The following is a 17,543-nucleotide window of genomic DNA, read 5'->3' on the forward strand; positions in this document are numbered from 1 at the left end:
TGGCGTGACAGACGCTCCACCTCCTCCAGGCGACGCCGGAGGGTTCCCCGACTCGCCGGGAACCCACGCCGTGCTGAACGCACTGCGCGCCTACCGCGCCGCCGAAGCGGCGATGCGCAGGCGCAAGGGCGTCACGATGAACATGAGCGAGAACGACTTCCTCGCGCTGCGATTCATCCTGGCGAACGACCAGACCGGCACGGTCACCAACGCCAAGGACATCGCGCACTACCTCGGCATCTCGACCGCGTCCACGTCGGCGCTCATCGGGCGCCTCGTGCGCGGAGGCTACGTGCAGCGGCGGGCGAGCCGCACCGACCGCCGCTCGGTGGAGATCATCCCTCTCAAGGCCGACGATCCGGGCATCCGGGATGCTGTCGGCGACACGCACTCGCAGGTCATCCTGGCGGCGGAGTCGCTCAGTCCGGAAGAAATGCAGGTGGTCACGCGATTCCTCGACCGGATGCGTTCGGCGGTCGACGAGATCGACGACAGCAAGGCCTAGACCCTTACTCCGATTTCCATGAGATTTCTATGCCCCTCTCCCCACTTGCTAGTTTCGTGAACTAGTTGTTGCATGGGTGCGCTGACGGATCGCAACCGCGATCCGCATAAGAAGGAGTTCCCCACAATGAACATTCTCCTGATCGTCATCGCGATCATCGCGATCATCCTGCTTCTCACCGGAGGCTTCGTCTCGTCCCTCAACTTCCTGCTCTGGGTCGGCATCGTGCTGCTCGTCATTGCAGTGGTCGTGTGGCTGGTGCGGATGCTCACCGGAAGCCGTCGAGTCTGAGGACGGCCTGACGAACGACAACAGAACGACAAGGAAGGGAAGCTCATGAGCCTCGGAACCGGAATCGTGCTCTTCGTCGTCGGCGCCATCCTCGCCTTCGCGCTCAACGTGCAGGTGTCCTGGATCGATCTCCACCTCGTCGGCTACATCCTCATGGCCGCCGGCGTCGTCGGAATCATCCTGGGTATCGTCCTGATCACGCGCCGTCGCACTGCAGTTTCGACGACGCGCCAGGGTGTCGACCCCGTCTCGGGCGAGCGTGTCACGCGCCGCTCGACGGACGTCGACGACACGACCATCTAGACCTGGGAGTCCACAACCCCCGAAACGAGGCCCTTACCGACCCCTGGGGCCTCAACGGCGAGCGGGCGTGCTTCGGCGCGCCCGCTCGACCATTCAAGCGGCGTCTTTTCGCCGTGCGTCGCGCGTCCGCACCGGCGATCGGTGCCGGGTCAGATGACGATCGCCCCTGTGGCCAGTGCCACCACGGCCGCCACCGCCAGGGTGATCGCGGCGATGCAGATCACCAGCTCCCAGCGCGTGAAGACGCGCAGCCCGCGTTCGCGTCGCGCGATGACGTAGAGCACGGTGCCGGGCGCATAGATGATGAACGACACGAGCAGGTAGGTCGGCCCGCCGGCGATCACGAGGAACAGCGCGTAGATCGTCGCGAGTGCCGCCACCGCGAAGCCGCGCCGCGAGCGGCCGGCCGGGTCGTCGCCGGCCCGCGTCTCGAGCTTCAGGGCGTAGCCGGCCGTGAGCAGATACGGGATGAGTGCCAGCGAGCTGCACAGCTTGAGCATGAAGTCGAAGGCGTCGTTCGAGAAGATCGTGACGATCAGCAGCGCCTGCACGAGTGTCGTCGTGAGGAGCATCGCCGCTATCGGCACCCCGCGTCTCGTCGTGCGGGTGAGGAACCGCGGGGCATCCTCGCTCTTCGCGGCCGTGTAGAGCACCTCGGCCGCCATCAGGGACCACGCGAGGTAGGCGCCGAGCACCGAGACGATGAGGCCGATGCTGATGAACCAGTAGCCCCACGGGCCCACGATCGCCTCGAGCACCCCGGCGACCGACGGCTGCCTCAGCCCCGCGAGCTCTCCACGGGGCAGCACCCCGAACGACAGGATGCTCACCAGCACGAACAGCGCGAGAACGCTCAGGAATCCCAGGAGGGTCGCACGCCCGACGTCGCGGCGGCGGCGGGCGTAGCGCGAGTACACGGTCGCGCCCTCCACGCCGAGGAACACGAAGACGGTCACCAGCATCGTCGACTGGATCTGTCCGAGCAGTGCGCCGGCATCCGGAGTGGCGCCGCCCCAGAGGTTCGCAGTGAAGGTCTGCCAGTTGAACCCCGCGATCGCGACGACGACCACGAAGAGCAGCAGCGGCAGCAGCTTCGCCACGGTGACGATGGAGTTCAGGATCGCCGCCTGCCGCACTCCGCGCGTGATCACGAAGTGGAACAGCCAGAGACCACCGGTCGCGACGGCGACGGCGACGACCGTGTTGCCCGCGCCGAACGCGGGGAAGAGCCCGCCGAGCGTCGAGCCGATCAGCACCCAGTACGTGACGTTGCCGGCGCACGCGCTCGCCCAGTATCCGAACGCGGAGAAGAACCCGACGTAGTCGCCGAACCCGGTCTTGGCGTATGCGTAGATGCCGGCGTCGAGCTCGGGTTTTCTCACGGCGAGGCGCTGGAACACGAACACCAGGGTGAGCATCCCGAGCCCCGCGATCGTCCAGGCGATGGCCGCGCCGACCACGCCCGTAGCCGCGGCGAAGGTGCTCGGCAGCGAGAAGACGCCGGCTCCGACCATCGAGCCGACCACCATGCCGGCGAGGGCGGGTACCGGGAGGCCGCGGGTCGGCGCCGGTTCGACCTCGGTGGTGCTCGCCGTGCTCATGCGGCCTCTCTTCGTTCGCGCGGCGTCACGGACGGTGGAACGTGTCGTGATCGTGGATGCGCCACCATCGACAGTAGGGCTCCCCGCCGTCGCTGCGCGACCTCGCCCGTCCTCTCCGGCTGTCCCGGCAATCCTTCACGCTACGAACCGGCCGGCGGTGTTGCCGAATCGCCGGATGCTGACGCACACTGAGACCGGCAAGGAGGAGCCCATGACGCAACCCGACCTGAGCGCTGTGCGTGATCTGATCGACGGTGCTCTGCGCGCCGAGAGCGGTCTCGCCAGCCTCTGGGACCCCGAGCCCGCCTGGTATGAGAAGCTGCTGACCGGCGTCGCGCTCGCCGTCGGCGACGATCCCGTCGCCTACATCGACGCGGGGCTCCAGCGCGACGACAGCACGCTGGCCTTCCGGATCGTCGTGTACACGGAGCGTGCTCTCGTGCTCGGAACGGCCGACATCCCTGCGCCCGGTGAGGCGGCCCGGATCAGCGCGCGGCTCTATCCGCGCAGGGGACTCGCGTACATCAACATCACCGCCACCGGTCGATCGATCAGCGATGAGGACGAGGTCGAGTGGCCCGGACGGGTCACCGTCCACGTCGTCTACGGTTCGGGTATCGAGCTGACGATGCCGGCCGGCGACGTCGGGACCCCGGAGAAGCGGGCGCGGTTCCTGCGCCTGCTCGACACGCTCCGGGACGATCTCACGAACTGACTACTCCTGGCAGTGCGACCACTCGGAGCGCGGCAGTCGCCGCTCCTCGCCGAGGACGTCGATCACCCACTCGTCGCCATCCAGGCGCTGATGCCGGCCTCTGACCGTTTCGGACCCCCATCCGTCGAGGGAGCGGACCCAACGCACCAGGGTCACCCGCTCGCCGACATGAGGGGCGTTCCCCGTTGGTGTTACCCATCGCTCGCTCACGATCCCATTCAAGGGGAGGGTGACGCGCGTCGAGCAGACGACACGCGAACGGGGGTCAACAAGTGCCTGAACACAGGGCTTCCGAGGAGTGACGCGTCGGTTGCACGTAGATGGGCCACTCTTCGCACGTAGACGGCCCGCAGATGCGCACGTGTCCGGCAGACCCGTCGCTGCACGGCCACCACACCCCGGATCGCGACTTCTACAGAGCGTAGAATTTCTTCCGTTCGCCGACGAACGCGAACAGAATCCACTACCGACGAAGGGTCTTCCTGTGACCGACATTTCGACTTCTACCGCCTCTGCTGGCACCCGAGGGCTCACGCGCCACCGGTTCATCCGGTGGACCGGATTCCTCTCGATCCTCGCCGGTGTCGTCATGCTCGTCGCGGGCGGCGTGGTGTGGGGTGTCGTCAGCAGTCAGCTCGCCGACCAGCACATCACGGTGGCCTCAGACTCCGAGTGGTTCCCCGGAGCGAACGTCACCGACCCGTTCACCGCGCTCGCCGAGGCGAACATCATCAACGAGCACGCGCTGCACTCCTCTGAAGGCAAGACCTACGCCCAGCTCGACAAGGAAGACCCGCTCCGCGCGACCGTGATGAACGCGTCCTTCCTGCGGGCGTCGCTCTTCACCTCCGTCGTGTCGTTCGGTGTCTCCTTCTTCGCCATGGGAGTCGGCCTCATGTTCGGGCTCTTCGGCGGCTCGCTCGTCGCGCTCACCCAGCGTGCGCGCCCGGGTGCCGTATAGCAGCCCGATAGTGCCCGTCACCGGGCCGAGATCGAGGGCCCCGCGAGACGTCGCGGGGCCCTCTCCCGTTGTCGTCGCACGGTCTCGGGTGGCTGCTCAGGCCGGCGCGCCCTGCGTGAGCGGTGGGGCGGCCGCCCGCACGTGCATCCGCTGACCCTGGCTGTTGAACAGGCAGAGCACCTCGAGCACGCCGGGGCCGGGGTTGCCGAACGCGTGCGGTGTGCGGGTGTCGAAGTCGGCTGCCTCGCCCTCCTCCAGCACGAAGGTCTCGTCTCCGAGCCACAGCTTCAGGCGGCCCGAGATCACATAGAGCCAATCCCACCCCTCGTGAACGCGCTGCGTGTACTCGGCGTCCGGTCGCGGCGGAAGGATCTGCTTGAACGCGCTCCATTCGCCGCCGCTGCGCGAGAGCGGGATGGTCGTCACGCCGTTGCGCAGCACCGGGCGCGGATGCACGCGCGGGTCGCCCGTCGCGGGCGCGCCGACGAGATCGTCGAGCGGCACCCGGTAGAGCCGGGCTAGTGGCAGGAGGAGCTCGAGGGTCGCGCGACGGCTCCCGGACTCGAGTCTCGAGAGGGTGCTCGTCGAGATCCCGCTGGCCTCGGCTGCGGCGGAGAGGGTCAGCGCGCGGCTCTCCCGAATGGCCCGGATGCGTGCGCCCGCGGTGGCGAGCACCTCCCGGATGTCATCGGTCATCGTGGTGCCCCTGTCTCTCGGAAGTTGCTGTTTCAGCAACCAAGCTTGCCAGAACTGCAGCCCTAGCGCCAGGGTCGAAGCATGGGAAACGACACTGCAGAGACGCACATGACCGACGTCGACATCGCGATCGTGGGCGGAGGGCCGGCCGGGCTGAGCGCTGCTCTGGCGCTGGTGCGCGCCCGCCGCTCGGTCGTCGTGATCGACGGAGGTCAGCCGCGCAACCGCTTCGCGCCGCACATGCACGGCGTGCTCGGGCACGACGGCCTGCCGCCGACCGAGCTGCTGCGCCTCGGGCGGGCCGAGGTCGAGGGCTACGGCGGTGCGTTCATCGCGGGCGAGGCGACCACGGCGTCGGTCGGACGGGACGGCATCCGGGTGGCTGTCGAGGGTAGGGCCGTGCGGGCACGCCGCCTGCTCGTGGCGACCGGCCTGCGCGACGAGCTGCCCGACATCGACGGGCTGCGCGAGCAGTGGGGGCGCGGGGTCGTCGTCTGCCCGTACTGCGACGGCTGGGAGCGCCGCAACGGCGTGATCGGCATCGTCGCCACGTCGCCGCAGAGTGTCGAGCAGGCGCAGCTGCTCCGCCAATGGTCCGAGCGGATCGTCTACTTCGTCAACGGCGTGGGCGACCCGGATGACGAGGCGACGCGCCGGCTGCTCGCGCGCGGCATCCGCATCGAGCGGCGCGCGATCGCCCGCATCCGGGTCGATCGTGACGATCGCCTCACCGGCGTCGAACTGGCCGGCGGGTCCGTGGTCGAGGTGGGGGCGATCTTCACCGGACCCACGATGCATCCGCGCGACGAGCTCCTGCTGGCCCTCGGGGCCGCCACCACCGAGGCGCGCGGGATGCGCTGGGTCGCCGTCGATGCGGACGGGCGGACGAGCATCCCGGGAGTCTGGGCCGTTGGCAATGTCGTCGACCCGCGGGCCAACGTCCCGGTGTCGCTCGGCGCTGGAGCGTTGATCGCCGGCGCCATCAACGCAGGGCTCGTGGACGAGGACGTGGCTGCGGCGCTCGACCCGGCCAGAGAGCCCCAGGCCGGTCGGAGCCCGGGGTCCTCTGGCGGCTCGCTCTCTGTGAAAGAGGCGAGGTCGAACTGAGGTGCGATGCGCATCGCTGCCGAGGAGGGGGGTCATCGGCAGCGCCCAATCTAGCTGAAATTGAAACAACAATCTAGACCTCCAACCGCACCCCGCCCGCCGAGCGGCGTATCTGGCAAGCTGGGCGGAACGAAGGAGGTCCGCCGTGCCCATCCCTGCGGCGCCCGAGGAGCGCAAGCCGCGCCGGCTCATCCGCGATCAGGCGTACGACGCCATCCAGAAGGCGATCCTCGACGGTGACCTCAAGCCGGGCGAAGTGCTCGACGATGCCGAGCTGCAGCGATGGCTCAAGATCTCGCGCACTCCGATCCGCCAGGCGCTCTACGCGCTGACGCTCGAGGGACTGATCGAGACGGCGCCCCAGGCGCACACCAGGGTCGTTCGTCCCCGGCCGGAGCAGGCCGTCGACTACCTGCAGGCGATCGGTGTGCTCGTCGTCGGGGCGACGACGCTCGCCTACCGGGTCGCGACTCCGGATGACCGGGCCGGGCTGATCGAGGCGGTGCACGTCTCGGTCGGTCACCTCGAGGAGCACGACGGACGCGCCTTCGTCCACACCGTCGCGCGGTACTTCGCGAGCGTCAACCAGCTGAACCCCAACCTGACGCTGCGGCGCCTGGTGGCGCAGTCGGCGGTCGCCCTCGGCTACAACCTCACGGTGGTGGTGCAGAGCATGGACATGCCGTGGGAGGAGATCGCCGCGGGGTACCGCGAGCTCGCCCGGGCCTGGGAGACGGGTGGTTCCGACGCGGTGGAGCGCGCGACCAAGCTCGTCTTCCGGCTCGACGAAGACGCGCTGGAGCATCCACTGATCATCGGGCCGCCCACCGGCGCCTGAGCACTCAGGTGATCGCGGCGTGCAACGCCGACGCGTTCGCGGTCAGCCACTGGCCGCGGCGGAGGATGCGGTCGCCGACCCCCTCGTCCCACATCCGCTGCCAGCCGCCGCCGCGCTCTGCGGCGTTGCGCTTCATGAGATGCCAGGAGCGCTCGGCAGCGTTGCGCGCGACGTCGACGACCCGCGCGCGATCGTCGGACTCGAGGCCGTAGGCGTCGAGGAGGACCGCGCCGCGGCGTGCCGCGTCGATCCCCTGCTGCGGCGGGTAGCGGTCCTCGGGCGGCATCCAGGCGGCCCACCAGAGCAGAAGGTTCACGAGCTCTTCCACGCGGGTCGCCGGGCGGATGAGGTCGAAGTCGATCAGTGCGTGAGCCCGGCCGTCGCGGAACACGACGTTCTCGGGCGTGATGTCCATGTGGGCGATGAGGGTCGGTGCTCCGGCGACGGGCGGAGGGCATCCCGCGGGGTCGGACGGACGGGCAGTGCGCGACCACTCGGGTGTGCCCAGTGTCGAGACCGCGTCGTCGTAGCGTCGCACCAGCCGGGCCACGCTGACCGCGCGCTCCTCGTCTCCGACCCACAGCGGCCACGGCCGGCCGGCGACCTCGCCCTCGACGAACGTGAGCACATCCCGGTCGGAGGCGTCGACCCCGAGGAAACGCGGGGCGCCGTCGAACCCTGCCGCGTCGAGGTGCTCCAGAACCCGCCGCACCCGCTCGGACGACTCGCTGACCGGTCGGCGCACAGTGTCCGCGACGCGCACCACGCCCTCGGTCACGTCGCCTCCGAGCAGCGGCGATTCCGGATGCACGCCCGCAGGCTCGACGTAGCGGAGGCCGTCGTCGGCCCTGGTCTCAGAGGTCATCTCCCCATCCTGCCAGCAGCAGCATGCCCATCGGGCGAGGCTGAGGTGCACCGAATCGTCGTTACGGCACGCGAATGGCGACGATTCAGGGCACCTCGGCTCCCGCGGGCCCTCACAGGGGCGCGTCAGTGCGCCGGCTGCGCGAGGAGGCGGAGCTGCCGCGCCGTCTCGGCCGGGTGAGAGTGGATCACCAGGTGGCGGGCGCCCGCCACCTCGACAGCGGTCGCCGCGGGGCCGCGTTCGGCGAGCATCCGGAGCCAATCGGTGCGCGCGATCGGGTCTCCGGCGCCGCGGATGAGCGTGACGGGTGCCGTGACCTCGCGCAGGTCGTCCTCGATGCGGTAGGCGAGCATCGAGGGGAGTACAGCGAGGTACCAGGGCAGCCCGCAGCGCAGGTAGTCGCTGAGCACCAGCCAGTTCGCGCGCGGACGCTCCCCGATGGTGTCCTGCGCCAGTCGCAGCCCGGAGACGACGGCGCTGCGTTCGCGCGCGTCGATGACCGGCCCGATGAGGGCGAGCGCCGCCACCGCATCCGGTCGCCGGAGCGCCAGCCGGGTCGCGACCTGCGAGCCCATCGAATGGCCGACGACGACGCAGGAGCCGAGCCGGAGCCGATCGACCACGTCGGCCACTACCTCGGCGAAGTCCTCGACCGTGTACGGGCGGTCCGGCTTCGGTGCGCGCCCGAAGCCGGGCAGGTCGATCGTGACGACCCGTCCGTTCGGCGCGAGCCGCGGCACGAGGCGCTCGAAATAGCGGGAGCTCACCCCGATGCCGTGGATGAGGAGGTAGACCGTGCCGTCGCCACCCGTATCGGCTGTGACGACGGCAGGACTGCGCGTGAGGTTCGCCGGACTCACGGGGTGAGGACGACCTTGATGCAACCGTCCTCCTTGTCCCGGAACAGGTCGTACATGCGCGGCGCCTCTTCGAGGCTTACGCGGTGGGTCACCAGGTCTTCGGTGCCGAGCGGATCGCTCGGGTCTTCGACGAGCGGCAGGATGTCGGCGCGCCAGCTCTGCACGTTGCACTGGCCCATCCGCAGCGCGAGCTGCTTGTCGAACATGGTCATGAACGGCATCGGATCGGCGACGCCGGAGTAGACCCCGCTCAGCGAGACGGTCCCGCCGCGGCGCACTGCGTCGATCGCGAGCATCATGGCCGAGAGCCGGTCGACGCCGACGGTGGTCATCAGCTTCTTCGCGACCGCGTCGGGCAGGAATCCGACCGCCGACTGCACCGCCGCCGTGCCCGGGTTGCCGTGCGCCTCCATCCCGACCGCGTCGATCACGGCATCCGGGCCGCGCCCGTCCGTCGCTTCGCGCAGCCAGTCCGCGGCGTCGTCGCTCAGGTCGAACGTGTCGACGCCGTGCCGTTCCGCCATGGCCCGCCGCTCCGGTACGGGGTCGACCGCGACGACACGGTGACCGCGTTGCACGGCGATGCGGCTGGCGAACTGGCCGACCGGACCGAGCCCGATGACCCCGAGCACGCCGCCCTCGGGCACGTTCGCATATTCGACCCCCTGCCACGCGGTCGGCAGGATGTCGCTGAGGAACAGATAGCGGTCATCCGGCAGCTCGGTGCCCACCTTGAGCGCGTTGAAGTCGGCGAGCGGAACGCGCAGACGCTCGGCCTGACCTCCGGGGACCGAGCCGTAGAGCTCGGTGTAGCCGTAGAGGCTCGCGCCGGTGCCGTGGTCGTGGTTCTGCGTGGTCTCGCACTGGGTGGTCAGGCCGAGGCGGCACATGTGGCATTCGCCACAGGCGATCACGAACGGGATGACGACGCGGTCGCCGACGCTGAGCGTGCGCACGTCGGACCCGACCTCCTCCACGATGCCCATCGGCTCGTGCCCCAGGATGTCGCCCGAGGCCAGGAACGGCCCGAGAACGTCGTACAGATGAAGGTCGGAGCCGCAGATCGCCGTCGAGGTGATGCGGATCACGATGTCGGTCGGCTGCTGGATGCGCGGGTCGGGGGCGTCCACGACTGCGACGCGCTTGGTGCCCTGCCAGGTGAGTGCTCTCATCTGCCGAGTTGTACGCCGCGCAATGCCGGCACGTTAGGGGCTTGCGCAATGGCGCCGTTGCGGAGTGGCATCGACGCGCGCTGAGCACACGCTTAGCTGGGAGCGAACGCGGGCTTCGGGCATCCGGGCGCGGCGTACGCTCGTGATCCTCATGAACGAGTCGAACGACGAGAACGGCGTTCCTGCGATGGACGACGACGGGCTGCTCGACGCGTACTCGCGCACCGTCGTCGCGGTGGCCGCGCGTGTGCTCCCGAGCGTCGCGAGCGTCACGGTGCGCAGCAGCCGGGGCTCCGGTGCCGGCAGCGCGAGCGTGATCACGGCCGACGGCTTCCTCCTCACGAGCGCCCACGTCGTGGCCGGGTCGCGGTCGGCCGAAGCCGCCTTCGGCGACGGGACCACGACGCAAGTCGATGTCGTGGGTCGCGACACGCTCTCCGACCTCGCCGTGCTGCACGCGCGCGGGTCCGTTCCCGAGCCGGTCGAGTTCGGTGACGCCTCGCACCTGCACGTCGGCCAGGTCGTGGTCGCCCTCGGTAACCCGCTCGGGCTCGCCGGCAGCGTCACGGCCGGCATCGTCTCCGCACTCGGACGTTCGCTGCCCACGCCCTCCGGACGGGTCATCGACGAAGTCATCCAGACGGATGCCGCCCTCAACCCCGGCAACAGCGGCGGCGTGCTCGCCGACAGCGCGGGCCGGATGGTCGGCGTGAACACAGCCGTCGCGGGAATCGGCGTCGGCCTCGCCGTTCCCATCAACAGCACGACCCGCGAGATCATCGCGACCCTGATGGCGAAGGGGAGGGTGCGGCGGGCGTGGCTCGGGATCGCGGGCGCGCAGGTTCCGCTCTCGCCGGAGCTCACGGCGCGCATCGGCTCGCCCACCGGGTTGCAGGTCGCCGGCATCGTCGCCGGGAGCCCCGCCGATGATGCGGGGCTCCGTCGCGGTGACATCGTCGTCGAACTCGCGGGTCAGAAGGTCGTGACCACGACGGCGGTGCAGCAGCTGATGGTCGAGGATGCGATCGACCGGCCGATCGAGATCACGGTGTGGCGCAACGGCGCGCTCGTCGACGCGATCACCGTGCCGCGCGAACTCGACGAGGGCTGAGCACTCAGCCGTCGTCGCCGGGCGGTCGCGCCGTGCCCAGCCACCACATCCCGACCGAGGCCGCACCGAACACGCCGGTGACGAGCGCACCCCAGTTGCTGTAGGGGGTGAGCGCGATCACCGAGACGCCCGCGACGATGCCGACCGAACACACCACGATGCTCGCCAGGCGCCAGCGCCGGAGCCCCTGCGGGTCTCGCTGAGCACGGGTCATGCTCGTGGTCTCCTTCGGGTCGGAGGCATCGCCTGGTCGAGGCGAAGTTCGCGCCAACAGTAGGCCGGGTGCGGCGCTCGGGCAACCCGCCATCGTCGCGGAACTGCCCGGGTGCTCACGCGTCGCCGGTGAGTGCCTTGAGTTCGGCGAGCGACTCCCGGATGTGCAGCGCGAAGTCGTCGACGGCGCCGTCGGTGAGCCACTTCTCGAACCCGACCGAGAAGAGCGTCACGCCCGTCTGCGCCGCCAGGCTGGCCGCGGGTTCCGCGACACCCCGGTCGCGCAGCGCCTCCGCGGCCGCGGCGGCCAGACGCCCCAGCTTGAGCAGCTCGCGCTCGTGCAGGCTCGGATTCGCGGCGATGGCCGTGGCGCGCAGCCGCGAATAGTCGCGGTTGCCCTGAAGGAGGCCGGCGCCGGCCTGCATCGCGGCGGCGACCGTCTCGATCGGGGGCGTTCCCGGCTCCGCCGACGCGATCGCCTCGATGACGGTCGCCTGCAGCACCTGCGAACCCTCGAACAGCACCTCGCGTTTGTCGGCGAAGTGGCGGAAGAAGGTGCGCTCCGTGACGCCCGCGCGTTCCGCGATGTCGGCGACCGTGGTCTGGTCGAAGCCGCGTTCGCTGAACAGCTCGATCGCGGCCGCACGCAGGCGACCACGCGCGTCCGGCTCCCAGCGTCCCATGATCCCAGTCTAGTGATGACAGGGACTGACATGAGGGTGTACTGTGATGACAGTAACTGACATCAACCGCCCGGCCGCGACGACCGGACGAGAAGGAGGTCTCCCATGCGGGTATTCGTCACTGGAGCATCCGGCTGGATCGGCTCAGCCGTCGTCCCGGAGCTCATCGCCGCCGGCCACGAGGTCACCGGGCTCGCCCGGTCCGACGCCTCGGCCGCGGCCCTCACCGCCGCCGGCGCACAGGTTCAGCGGGGTGATCTCGGCGACCTCGACAGCCTGCGGGCGGGCGCAGAGAACGCCGACGGCGTCATCCACCTCGCCTTCAACCACGACTTCTCCGACTACCTCGGCGCCGGTCGCACCGAGCGGGCCGCCGTCGAGACGTTCGGCGACGTGCTGGCCGCATCCGATCGTCCGTTCCTGTTCGCGTCCGGCGTCGCGCTGCTCGCCCCCGGTCGTCTGGCGACCGAGCGGGACGTGTCGCCCATGGTCGGTCCCGACTCTCCCCGCGGTGGCGGCGAGAACCTCGCGCTCGGCTTCGCAGACAACGGGGTGCGCTCCGTGAGCCTGCGGTTCGCGCCGACGGTGCACGGCGAGGGAGACCACGGTTTCGTGTCCACGCTGGTCGGCGTCGCCCGCGAGCGCGGAGCATCCGGATACGTCGGAGACGGCTCCAACCGGTGGCCGGCCGTCCATCGTCGCGACGCGGCCCGGATGATCGCGCTCGCGCTCGAGAAGGCCCCGGCGGGAAGCATCCTGCACGCTGTCGGAGAGGAGGGCATCGCGACGCGCGACATCGCTGAGGCGATCGGCCGCGGTCTAGGGGTTCCCACCGTGTCGATCGCGCCGGATGACGCCGAACAGCACTTCGGCTGGATCGGCCGCTTCTTCTCGGTCGACGTGCCGGCATCGAGTGCGGTCACGCAGGAGCTCCTCGGCTGGACGCCGACGCATCCGACGCTGCTCGAAGACCTGGAGGCCGGCTACTACTTCCGCTCGGCGGCGGCAGCCTAGCGCGTCACTCCTCCAACTGCGGGTCCGTGCGGAAGTTCACCAGCTTGTGAGTGCCGTCGCAGAAGGGCTTGATGGTGGACACGCCGCACCGGCAGAGAGCGACGGTGCGGCGTGTCTGCTCGATGAGCCGGCCGTCGGAGCCCTCCAGGCGCACCGGGCCGCGCACCAGCAGCGGCCCGTCGGTGCAGGCGACGATCAGTGTCTCGTCGTCCGCCCCCGCCGTGCCGGTCACGCTGGTCACGCCGCCACCTCCGACGCCTCTCGCAGCGAGCTCGCGCCCGCCTGCCAGCGCTCCAGCAGATGGGCGCCGACCAGGCCGTCCGCATACAGGCAGGCCTTCGCGCCGAAGACGATGTCGTCGAGCAGTTCCGGATGCTGCTCCGCCAGCCCGCCGGCCAGGTCGCGGCCCGCGATCTGCTCGTGCACCGCATCCGCCTCGACGTGCTCGTCGAAGTACCAGGTGACGTTCTCGCCGTAACCGAGGCGGCGGAAGCCGTTCCCGTAGAGCCGGTTGGGGATCGAGGAGGTCATCTCGAACGCGGCGAGGTGGCCGACGATCGCGCCGCGCAGGCGCCGGTTGATGCCGAACATCGACATCATGTTGAACGATGCGAGCGTCACCGCCGGTACGCGGTCGATGTAGGCGCCGTAGCTGTCGTCCAGTCCGAGGCCGAGCATCGTGCCCGCGAAGATCGTGGCGTGCACGCGCTCCGGGCGGCCACCGCCGTACTCGTCGGACTGCACCTCGACGAGAGCGGCCTTGGGGCGTCCGGTGAGGCGGGGGATCGCCCAGGAGTGCGGGTCGGCCTCTTTCAGGGTGTAGATCGAGCGCTGGATCACGAACTCGCGGGCCTGCTCGTCCGTCGCCTTCTTCGCGAGGTAGCGGGAGAGACTCGGCCCGCTGTCGTCCGCGGTCAGCGCGAACAGGTACGACGCGACCGCTTCCGCGTTCGCCTCCGGAAGGTCAGCGGAGCCGACCCGGTCGCGCAGTTGCCGTTCGAAGAGCTGCTCGATCGGGCCGCGCACGGCCAAATGTGCGGGATGCCACTCCCACGCCTCATCCGCGTCACCGATATCGCCGTAGGAGAGGCCGTAGCTGAGGAGCAGGGCGAGCTGGAGGTCGTCGTCGGCGACGAGGTCGGGTTCGGCGGCGAGCGCGTCGTTCGTGAGCGAGGCCGCGAGCTCCATCGCCGCAATGCCGCGGTCGGGAGCGGTGCGGAGCGCCTCGGCCAGCTGAGCGCTGACCGGGCCGCGCGGGGTGATGCGAAGTGTCATGTCTCGACACTCCCGCCGCATTCTCACACCGTCAACGGGTTGCCAGGGGCGCTGCGTCATGCGTACCGTGCGGAGCACGACCGGGACAGGAGCGCACGTGCAGACAACGTTCGGGATCGAGGAAGAATTCATGCTCCTCGATCCGGTCACCCTCGTGCCCGTCGATGCGGCGCGCGCGGTGATGGCGGCACTCGGCGCCGACGGTGCGCGAGGCGGCGCCGGTAGCAGTGCAACTGGCGAGTCTCATGGCAGCCCGACCGGGGAGTTCTTCGCGTCGCAGATCGAGCATCCGTCGCAGGTGTTCACCCGCCTCGAGGAGGCGCGCGCCGCGCTCGGGGCGTTCCGGGACGACCTCGCCGCCGCCGCCGGGGGCCTCGGACTGCTGGCCGCGAGCACGGGGGCTCCGTTCTCTATGCGCGACGACGCGGCGCTCTCACCCGAGCACCGGTACCGGGCTATCGCCGAGCAGTTCCGGGCGATCGTCCCCGACCACCAGATCAACGGACTCCACGTGCACGTCGGCGTCCCGTCGAGGGAGGCGGCCGTCGTCGCCATGAACCGGCTGCGTCCGTGGCTCCCCGCCCTCCTGGCTCTCTCCGCGAATTCGCCGTTCTGGCGCGGGCGGGACACCGGCTTCGACAGCTGGCGCGCCATCCACAGCCGACGCTGGACGACGTACGGGATCCCTCCGCGGTTCCAGGATGCCGCCGACTACGACGCGCGCACGGCGGCACTCCGCGGGGTCGGTGGCACCACGGACGCGGGCACGCTCAACTGGGTGGCGCGGCCGTCCGAGCGCTTTCCGACGGTGGAGGTGCGCGTGTTCGACGCGCAGACGGATGTCGAGAGCAGCATCGCCCTCGCCGCCCTGACCCGTGGTCTCGTCGCCTCACCGGAAGATCCGCCGGTGGTGGAGGCCGAGCTTCTGGATGCGTCGCTCTGGCACGCGGCGAGAGACGGCATCCGCGGTCAGCTCCTCGATCCGACATCCGGAACCATGCAGCCGGCGCCGGTCGTGATCGACGCGCTCGTGCGGGCCGCGAGCACGGGGCTCGACGCACACGGCGACGAGGAGACGGTCAGGACGTTCGTCACCGCCGTGTTCGCGGACGGCAACGGCGCCGAGCGGCAGCGGGGCGCATACGCGGCCGGCGGCGTCTCCGGGCTGGCACTGCATTCGCGGGCGGGTGCCGCAAGGGGTGGCGTCGCTGCGGGGTTGGGGTAAGACTCGCGGGTATGCGCAAGGTCATCTACGCGGGTACCGCGTTCTACACCGGAGACAGGATCTCCGCCGCCATCCTCGAGTACGCGAGCGCGCTCGCGCGGCAGGGGATGTCGGAGACGGCGTTCGTCCCCGCGCGCACGGTGACCGGGGAGTTCGGTGACGTGGAGGTGCTGCTCGGCCCGGCGAGCCAGCTCGTGAGTGAACCGTCGGACAAGGACTGGGACGACATCGTCGACGACGAGTTCGCCCAGCGTCTCGAGCAGTCCTCCGCCAAGCTCGCGCCGATGCGTCCGGGATTCCTCCCCGAGAACCAGGCGACGTCGCAGTGGGACGACTTCTAGAAAAGAATTCCGGCCTGGTGTCGATCCGGCTCTCGCGCGTTCGACCTTGGGATGAGAGGGTCGACAAGAGCACCCTCCAGACCGAGAAGGAACCACACATCATGCCCAAGTACATGCTCATCATGCGCGCGACCGACGAAGGCCTCGCGAAGTTCCAGAACATCGACTTCACCGAGATGATCGATGCGATGGGGAAGTTCAACGACGAACTCATCCGGGCCGGCGTGCTGCTGGCCGCCGAGGGACTCGACGACGCGGCCAACGGCGTAGTCGTCGACTTCACCGGGGAGACGCCCGTCGTGACCGACGGCCCCTACGGCGAGACGAAGGAGCTGTTCGGCGGCTTCTACATCCTCAACGTCGCTTCGCAGGAAGAGGCGGTCGAGTGGGCGAAGCGGCTGCCGTACTCCTCCGGAACGAAGGCCGAGATCCGCCGGGTGCCGTCGATCGACGAATTCCCGCAGGACAACGAGTACATCCAGAAGGAGCGCGCCTGGCGCGAGGCCACCGGGCAGCTGTGAGCGAGGCGAGGCGCGCCGTCGAGGCGGTGTGGCGGATGGAGACCGCCCGCATCGTCGGCGCACTCGCCCGCTACACCCGCGACTTCGCGCTCGCCGAGGATGTCGCGCAGGAGGCCCTCGGGGAGGCCCTGGTCGGCTGGGAGACGGGCGGAGTCCCGAACGATCCCACCGCCTGGCTGCTGGCTGTCGGTCGCCGGCGGGCGATCGACGCCTTCCGCCGCAGGGCTGCCGGTGACGAACGGTATGCGCTGCTGGCGCGCGGTCTCGACGAGACGACGCCCGGTGCCGACGCGCTGTTCGACCCGGATGCGATCGACGACGACGTGCTCGCCCTGATGTTCACGGCCTGCCACCCGGTGCTGTCGCGCGAGGCCAGGATCGCCCTCACCCTGCGGGTGGTGGGCGGCCTCACGACCGACGAGATCGCTAAGGCGTTCCTGGTGCCGGTGGCCACGGTGCAGGCGCGCATCACGCGCGCCAAGAAGACGCTCGCCGCCGCGCAGATCCCGTTCGCGCTGCCCGAACGACAGCAACGCGCAGAGCGGCTCGGCTCTGTGCTGAGCGTCGTCTACGTGATCTTCACCGAAGGGTCGTCGGCGTCGGGCGGCGACGCCTGGATCCGCACCGACCTCGCGGAGGAGGGGCTCCGGCTGGCGCGGGTGCTGACCCGCCTGGTGCCGGAGCCGGAGGTGTGGGGACTGCTCGCGCTGATGGAACTGACGGCGGCGCGATTTCCCGCGCGACTCGACGCGCACGGGCATCCGGTGCTGCTGGCCGACCAGGACCGGCGGCGGTGGGATCGGTCGGCCATCCGGCGAGGCCGCGCGGCGCTCGCCCGCTCGGCGGCAGCCGGTCGCGGGCTCGGCCCGTACGGCCTGCAGGCGTCGATCGCCGAGTGTCACGCTGTCGCCGTCTCGGTGGACGAGACGGACTGGGGACGGATCGTGGTGCTCTACGAGGCCCTGGGTCAGGTCGCCCCGTCGCCGGTCGTCGAGCTGAACCGCGCGGTGGCCGTCGCGATGGCGTCGGGCCCGGCATCCGGTCTGGAGATCGTCGACGACCTCGCGTCACGCGACGAGCTCGGGCGCAGCCACCTGCTGCCGGCGGTGCGCGCCGAACTGCTCGCGCGCCTGGGGCGACGCGACGACGCGCGCGTCGAATACGAACGGGCGGCGCAACTGTGCGACAACGCCGCCGAACGCGCCGTGCTGGCTGGCAAGGCGGCGGCGCTGCAGCAACCGTAGGC

Annotated in this window: 23 protein-coding genes; 13 read left to right on the plus strand and 10 right to left on the minus strand. The window is 70.1% G+C overall.

Going from position 1 to position 17,543, the window contains the following annotated elements:
* Window positions 1-4 precede the first annotated feature (4 nt).
* The 3 genes from AC1DB1_RS05260 (at window position 5) to AC1DB1_RS05270 (ending at window position 1,099) form a co-directional block, all read left to right on the plus strand.
* Window positions 5-505, plus strand: coding sequence for a MarR family winged helix-turn-helix transcriptional regulator (locus AC1DB1_RS05260; protein WP_271177535.1), 501 nt, complete (start codon window positions 5-7; stop codon window positions 503-505).
* A gap of 126 nt (window positions 506-631) precedes the next feature.
* Window positions 632-796, plus strand: coding sequence for a hypothetical protein (locus AC1DB1_RS05265; protein WP_271177534.1), 165 nt, complete (start codon window positions 632-634; stop codon window positions 794-796).
* A 45-nt stretch (window positions 797-841) separates the two neighbouring features.
* Window positions 842-1,099, plus strand: a complete 258-nt coding sequence (locus tag AC1DB1_RS05270) for a DUF6458 family protein (protein ID WP_271177533.1) — start codon at window positions 842-844, stop codon at window positions 1,097-1,099.
* Window positions 1,100-1,248: 149 nt separating this feature from the next.
* On the opposite strand, the gene AC1DB1_RS05275 is transcribed toward AC1DB1_RS05270, so the two are convergent.
* On the minus strand, window positions 1,249-2,700 hold the full coding sequence (locus AC1DB1_RS05275; protein ID WP_477200010.1) for a basic amino acid/polyamine antiporter: 1,452 nt from the start codon (window positions 2,698-2,700) through the stop codon (window positions 1,249-1,251).
* Window positions 2,701-2,911: 211 nt separating this feature from the next.
* Between AC1DB1_RS05275 and AC1DB1_RS05280 the strand changes: the two genes are divergently transcribed.
* The gene (locus tag AC1DB1_RS05280; RefSeq protein WP_477200011.1) at window positions 2,912-3,415 is read left to right on the plus strand and encodes a hypothetical protein; all 504 of its coding nucleotides are present in this window, start codon (window positions 2,912-2,914) and stop codon (window positions 3,413-3,415) included.
* Here AC1DB1_RS05280 and AC1DB1_RS05285 read toward each other — a convergent pair whose 3' ends face one another.
* Window positions 3,416-3,625, minus strand: coding sequence for a hypothetical protein (locus AC1DB1_RS05285; RefSeq protein ID WP_271177530.1), 210 nt, complete (start codon window positions 3,623-3,625; stop codon window positions 3,416-3,418).
* A gap of 274 nt (window positions 3,626-3,899) precedes the next feature.
* Between AC1DB1_RS05285 and AC1DB1_RS05290 the strand changes: the two genes are divergently transcribed.
* A complete protein-coding gene (locus AC1DB1_RS05290) occupies window positions 3,900-4,376 on the plus strand; it encodes an aromatic ring-opening dioxygenase LigA (RefSeq protein WP_477200012.1) in 477 nt (158 codons plus the stop codon).
* 96 nt (window positions 4,377-4,472) lie between these two features.
* Here AC1DB1_RS05290 and AC1DB1_RS05295 read toward each other — a convergent pair whose 3' ends face one another.
* Window positions 4,473-5,072: a helix-turn-helix domain-containing protein gene (locus AC1DB1_RS05295; RefSeq protein WP_271177528.1), complete on the minus strand. Its 600-nt coding sequence runs from the start codon at window positions 5,070-5,072 to the stop codon at window positions 4,473-4,475.
* An 81-nt stretch (window positions 5,073-5,153) separates the two neighbouring features.
* Between AC1DB1_RS05295 and AC1DB1_RS05300 the strand changes: the two genes are divergently transcribed.
* On the plus strand, window positions 5,154-6,179 hold the full coding sequence (locus AC1DB1_RS05300; protein ID WP_477200013.1) for an NAD(P)/FAD-dependent oxidoreductase: 1,026 nt from the start codon (window positions 5,154-5,156) through the stop codon (window positions 6,177-6,179).
* Window positions 6,180-6,324: 145 nt separating this feature from the next.
* The gene (locus tag AC1DB1_RS05305) at window positions 6,325-7,017 is read left to right on the plus strand and encodes a GntR family transcriptional regulator (RefSeq protein WP_271177526.1); all 693 of its coding nucleotides are present in this window, start codon (window positions 6,325-6,327) and stop codon (window positions 7,015-7,017) included.
* Between the two features lie 4 nt (window positions 7,018-7,021).
* Here the strand turns inward: AC1DB1_RS05305 and AC1DB1_RS05310 are convergent, their stop codons facing one another.
* The 3 genes from AC1DB1_RS05310 to AC1DB1_RS05320 all read right to left on the minus strand — a co-directional run bounded on the left by AC1DB1_RS05310 (window position 7,022) and on the right by AC1DB1_RS05320 (window position 9,914).
* The gene (locus tag AC1DB1_RS05310; protein ID WP_271177525.1) at window positions 7,022-7,882 is read right to left on the minus strand and encodes a phosphotransferase; all 861 of its coding nucleotides are present in this window, start codon (window positions 7,880-7,882) and stop codon (window positions 7,022-7,024) included.
* 125 nt (window positions 7,883-8,007) lie between these two features.
* Complete coding sequence (locus tag AC1DB1_RS05315; RefSeq protein ID WP_271177524.1) at window positions 8,008-8,742, minus strand: alpha/beta fold hydrolase; 735 nt, start codon at window positions 8,740-8,742, stop codon at window positions 8,008-8,010.
* The gene (locus AC1DB1_RS05320; protein WP_271177523.1) at window positions 8,739-9,914 is read right to left on the minus strand and encodes an alcohol dehydrogenase catalytic domain-containing protein; all 1,176 of its coding nucleotides are present in this window, start codon (window positions 9,912-9,914) and stop codon (window positions 8,739-8,741) included. Before AC1DB1_RS05320 ends, AC1DB1_RS05315 begins: the two co-directional genes overlap by 4 nt.
* 151 nt (window positions 9,915-10,065) lie before the next feature.
* Here AC1DB1_RS05320 and AC1DB1_RS05325 point away from each other — a divergent pair, with 151 nt between their 5' ends.
* On the plus strand, window positions 10,066-11,025 hold the full coding sequence (locus AC1DB1_RS05325) for a S1C family serine protease (protein WP_477200014.1): 960 nt from the start codon (window positions 10,066-10,068) through the stop codon (window positions 11,023-11,025).
* A 4-nt stretch (window positions 11,026-11,029) separates the two neighbouring features.
* Here the strand turns inward: AC1DB1_RS05325 and AC1DB1_RS05330 are convergent, their stop codons facing one another.
* Together AC1DB1_RS05330 and AC1DB1_RS05335 are read right to left on the minus strand one after the other, a co-directional pair.
* Entirely contained in the window at window positions 11,030-11,239 is a 210-nt protein-coding gene (locus AC1DB1_RS05330) for a hypothetical protein (RefSeq protein ID WP_271177521.1), read from the minus strand.
* 115 nt (window positions 11,240-11,354) lie between these two features.
* A complete protein-coding gene (locus AC1DB1_RS05335; RefSeq protein WP_271177520.1) occupies window positions 11,355-11,921 on the minus strand; it encodes a TetR/AcrR family transcriptional regulator in 567 nt (188 codons plus the stop codon).
* 105 nt (window positions 11,922-12,026) lie between these two features.
* Between AC1DB1_RS05335 and AC1DB1_RS05340 the strand changes: the two genes are divergently transcribed.
* A complete protein-coding gene (locus AC1DB1_RS05340; RefSeq protein WP_477200015.1) occupies window positions 12,027-12,935 on the plus strand; it encodes an SDR family oxidoreductase in 909 nt (302 codons plus the stop codon).
* Window positions 12,936-12,939: 4 nt separating this feature from the next.
* Here AC1DB1_RS05340 and AC1DB1_RS05345 read toward each other — a convergent pair whose 3' ends face one another.
* Both AC1DB1_RS05345 and AC1DB1_RS05350 read right to left on the minus strand, forming a co-directional pair.
* Window positions 12,940-13,176, minus strand: a complete 237-nt coding sequence (locus AC1DB1_RS05345) for a CDGSH iron-sulfur domain-containing protein (protein WP_477200016.1) — start codon at window positions 13,174-13,176, stop codon at window positions 12,940-12,942.
* Window positions 13,173-14,210, minus strand: a complete 1,038-nt coding sequence (locus AC1DB1_RS05350; RefSeq protein WP_477200017.1) for an iron-containing redox enzyme family protein — start codon at window positions 14,208-14,210, stop codon at window positions 13,173-13,175. Before AC1DB1_RS05350 ends, AC1DB1_RS05345 begins: the two co-directional genes overlap by 4 nt.
* 97 nt (window positions 14,211-14,307) lie before the next feature.
* Here AC1DB1_RS05350 and AC1DB1_RS05355 point away from each other — a divergent pair, with 97 nt between their 5' ends.
* The 4 genes from AC1DB1_RS05355 (at window position 14,308) to AC1DB1_RS05370 (ending at window position 17,541) form a co-directional block, all read left to right on the plus strand.
* On the plus strand, window positions 14,308-15,435 hold the full coding sequence (locus tag AC1DB1_RS05355) for a carboxylate-amine ligase (protein ID WP_477200018.1): 1,128 nt from the start codon (window positions 14,308-14,310) through the stop codon (window positions 15,433-15,435).
* An 11-nt stretch (window positions 15,436-15,446) separates the two neighbouring features.
* Entirely contained in the window at window positions 15,447-15,776 is a 330-nt protein-coding gene (locus tag AC1DB1_RS05360) for a hypothetical protein (protein ID WP_477200019.1), read from the plus strand.
* Between the two features lie 101 nt (window positions 15,777-15,877).
* Window positions 15,878-16,297, plus strand: a complete 420-nt coding sequence (locus AC1DB1_RS05365; protein ID WP_477200020.1) for a YciI family protein — start codon at window positions 15,878-15,880, stop codon at window positions 16,295-16,297.
* A gap of 35 nt (window positions 16,298-16,332) precedes the next feature.
* Window positions 16,333-17,541, plus strand: coding sequence for an RNA polymerase sigma factor (locus AC1DB1_RS05370; protein WP_477200085.1), 1,209 nt, complete (start codon window positions 16,333-16,335; stop codon window positions 17,539-17,541).
* The last annotated feature ends 2 nt before the right edge of the window (window positions 17,542-17,543 follow it).

It is taken from the genome of Leifsonia sp. 10N434, from assembly GCF_056394405.1.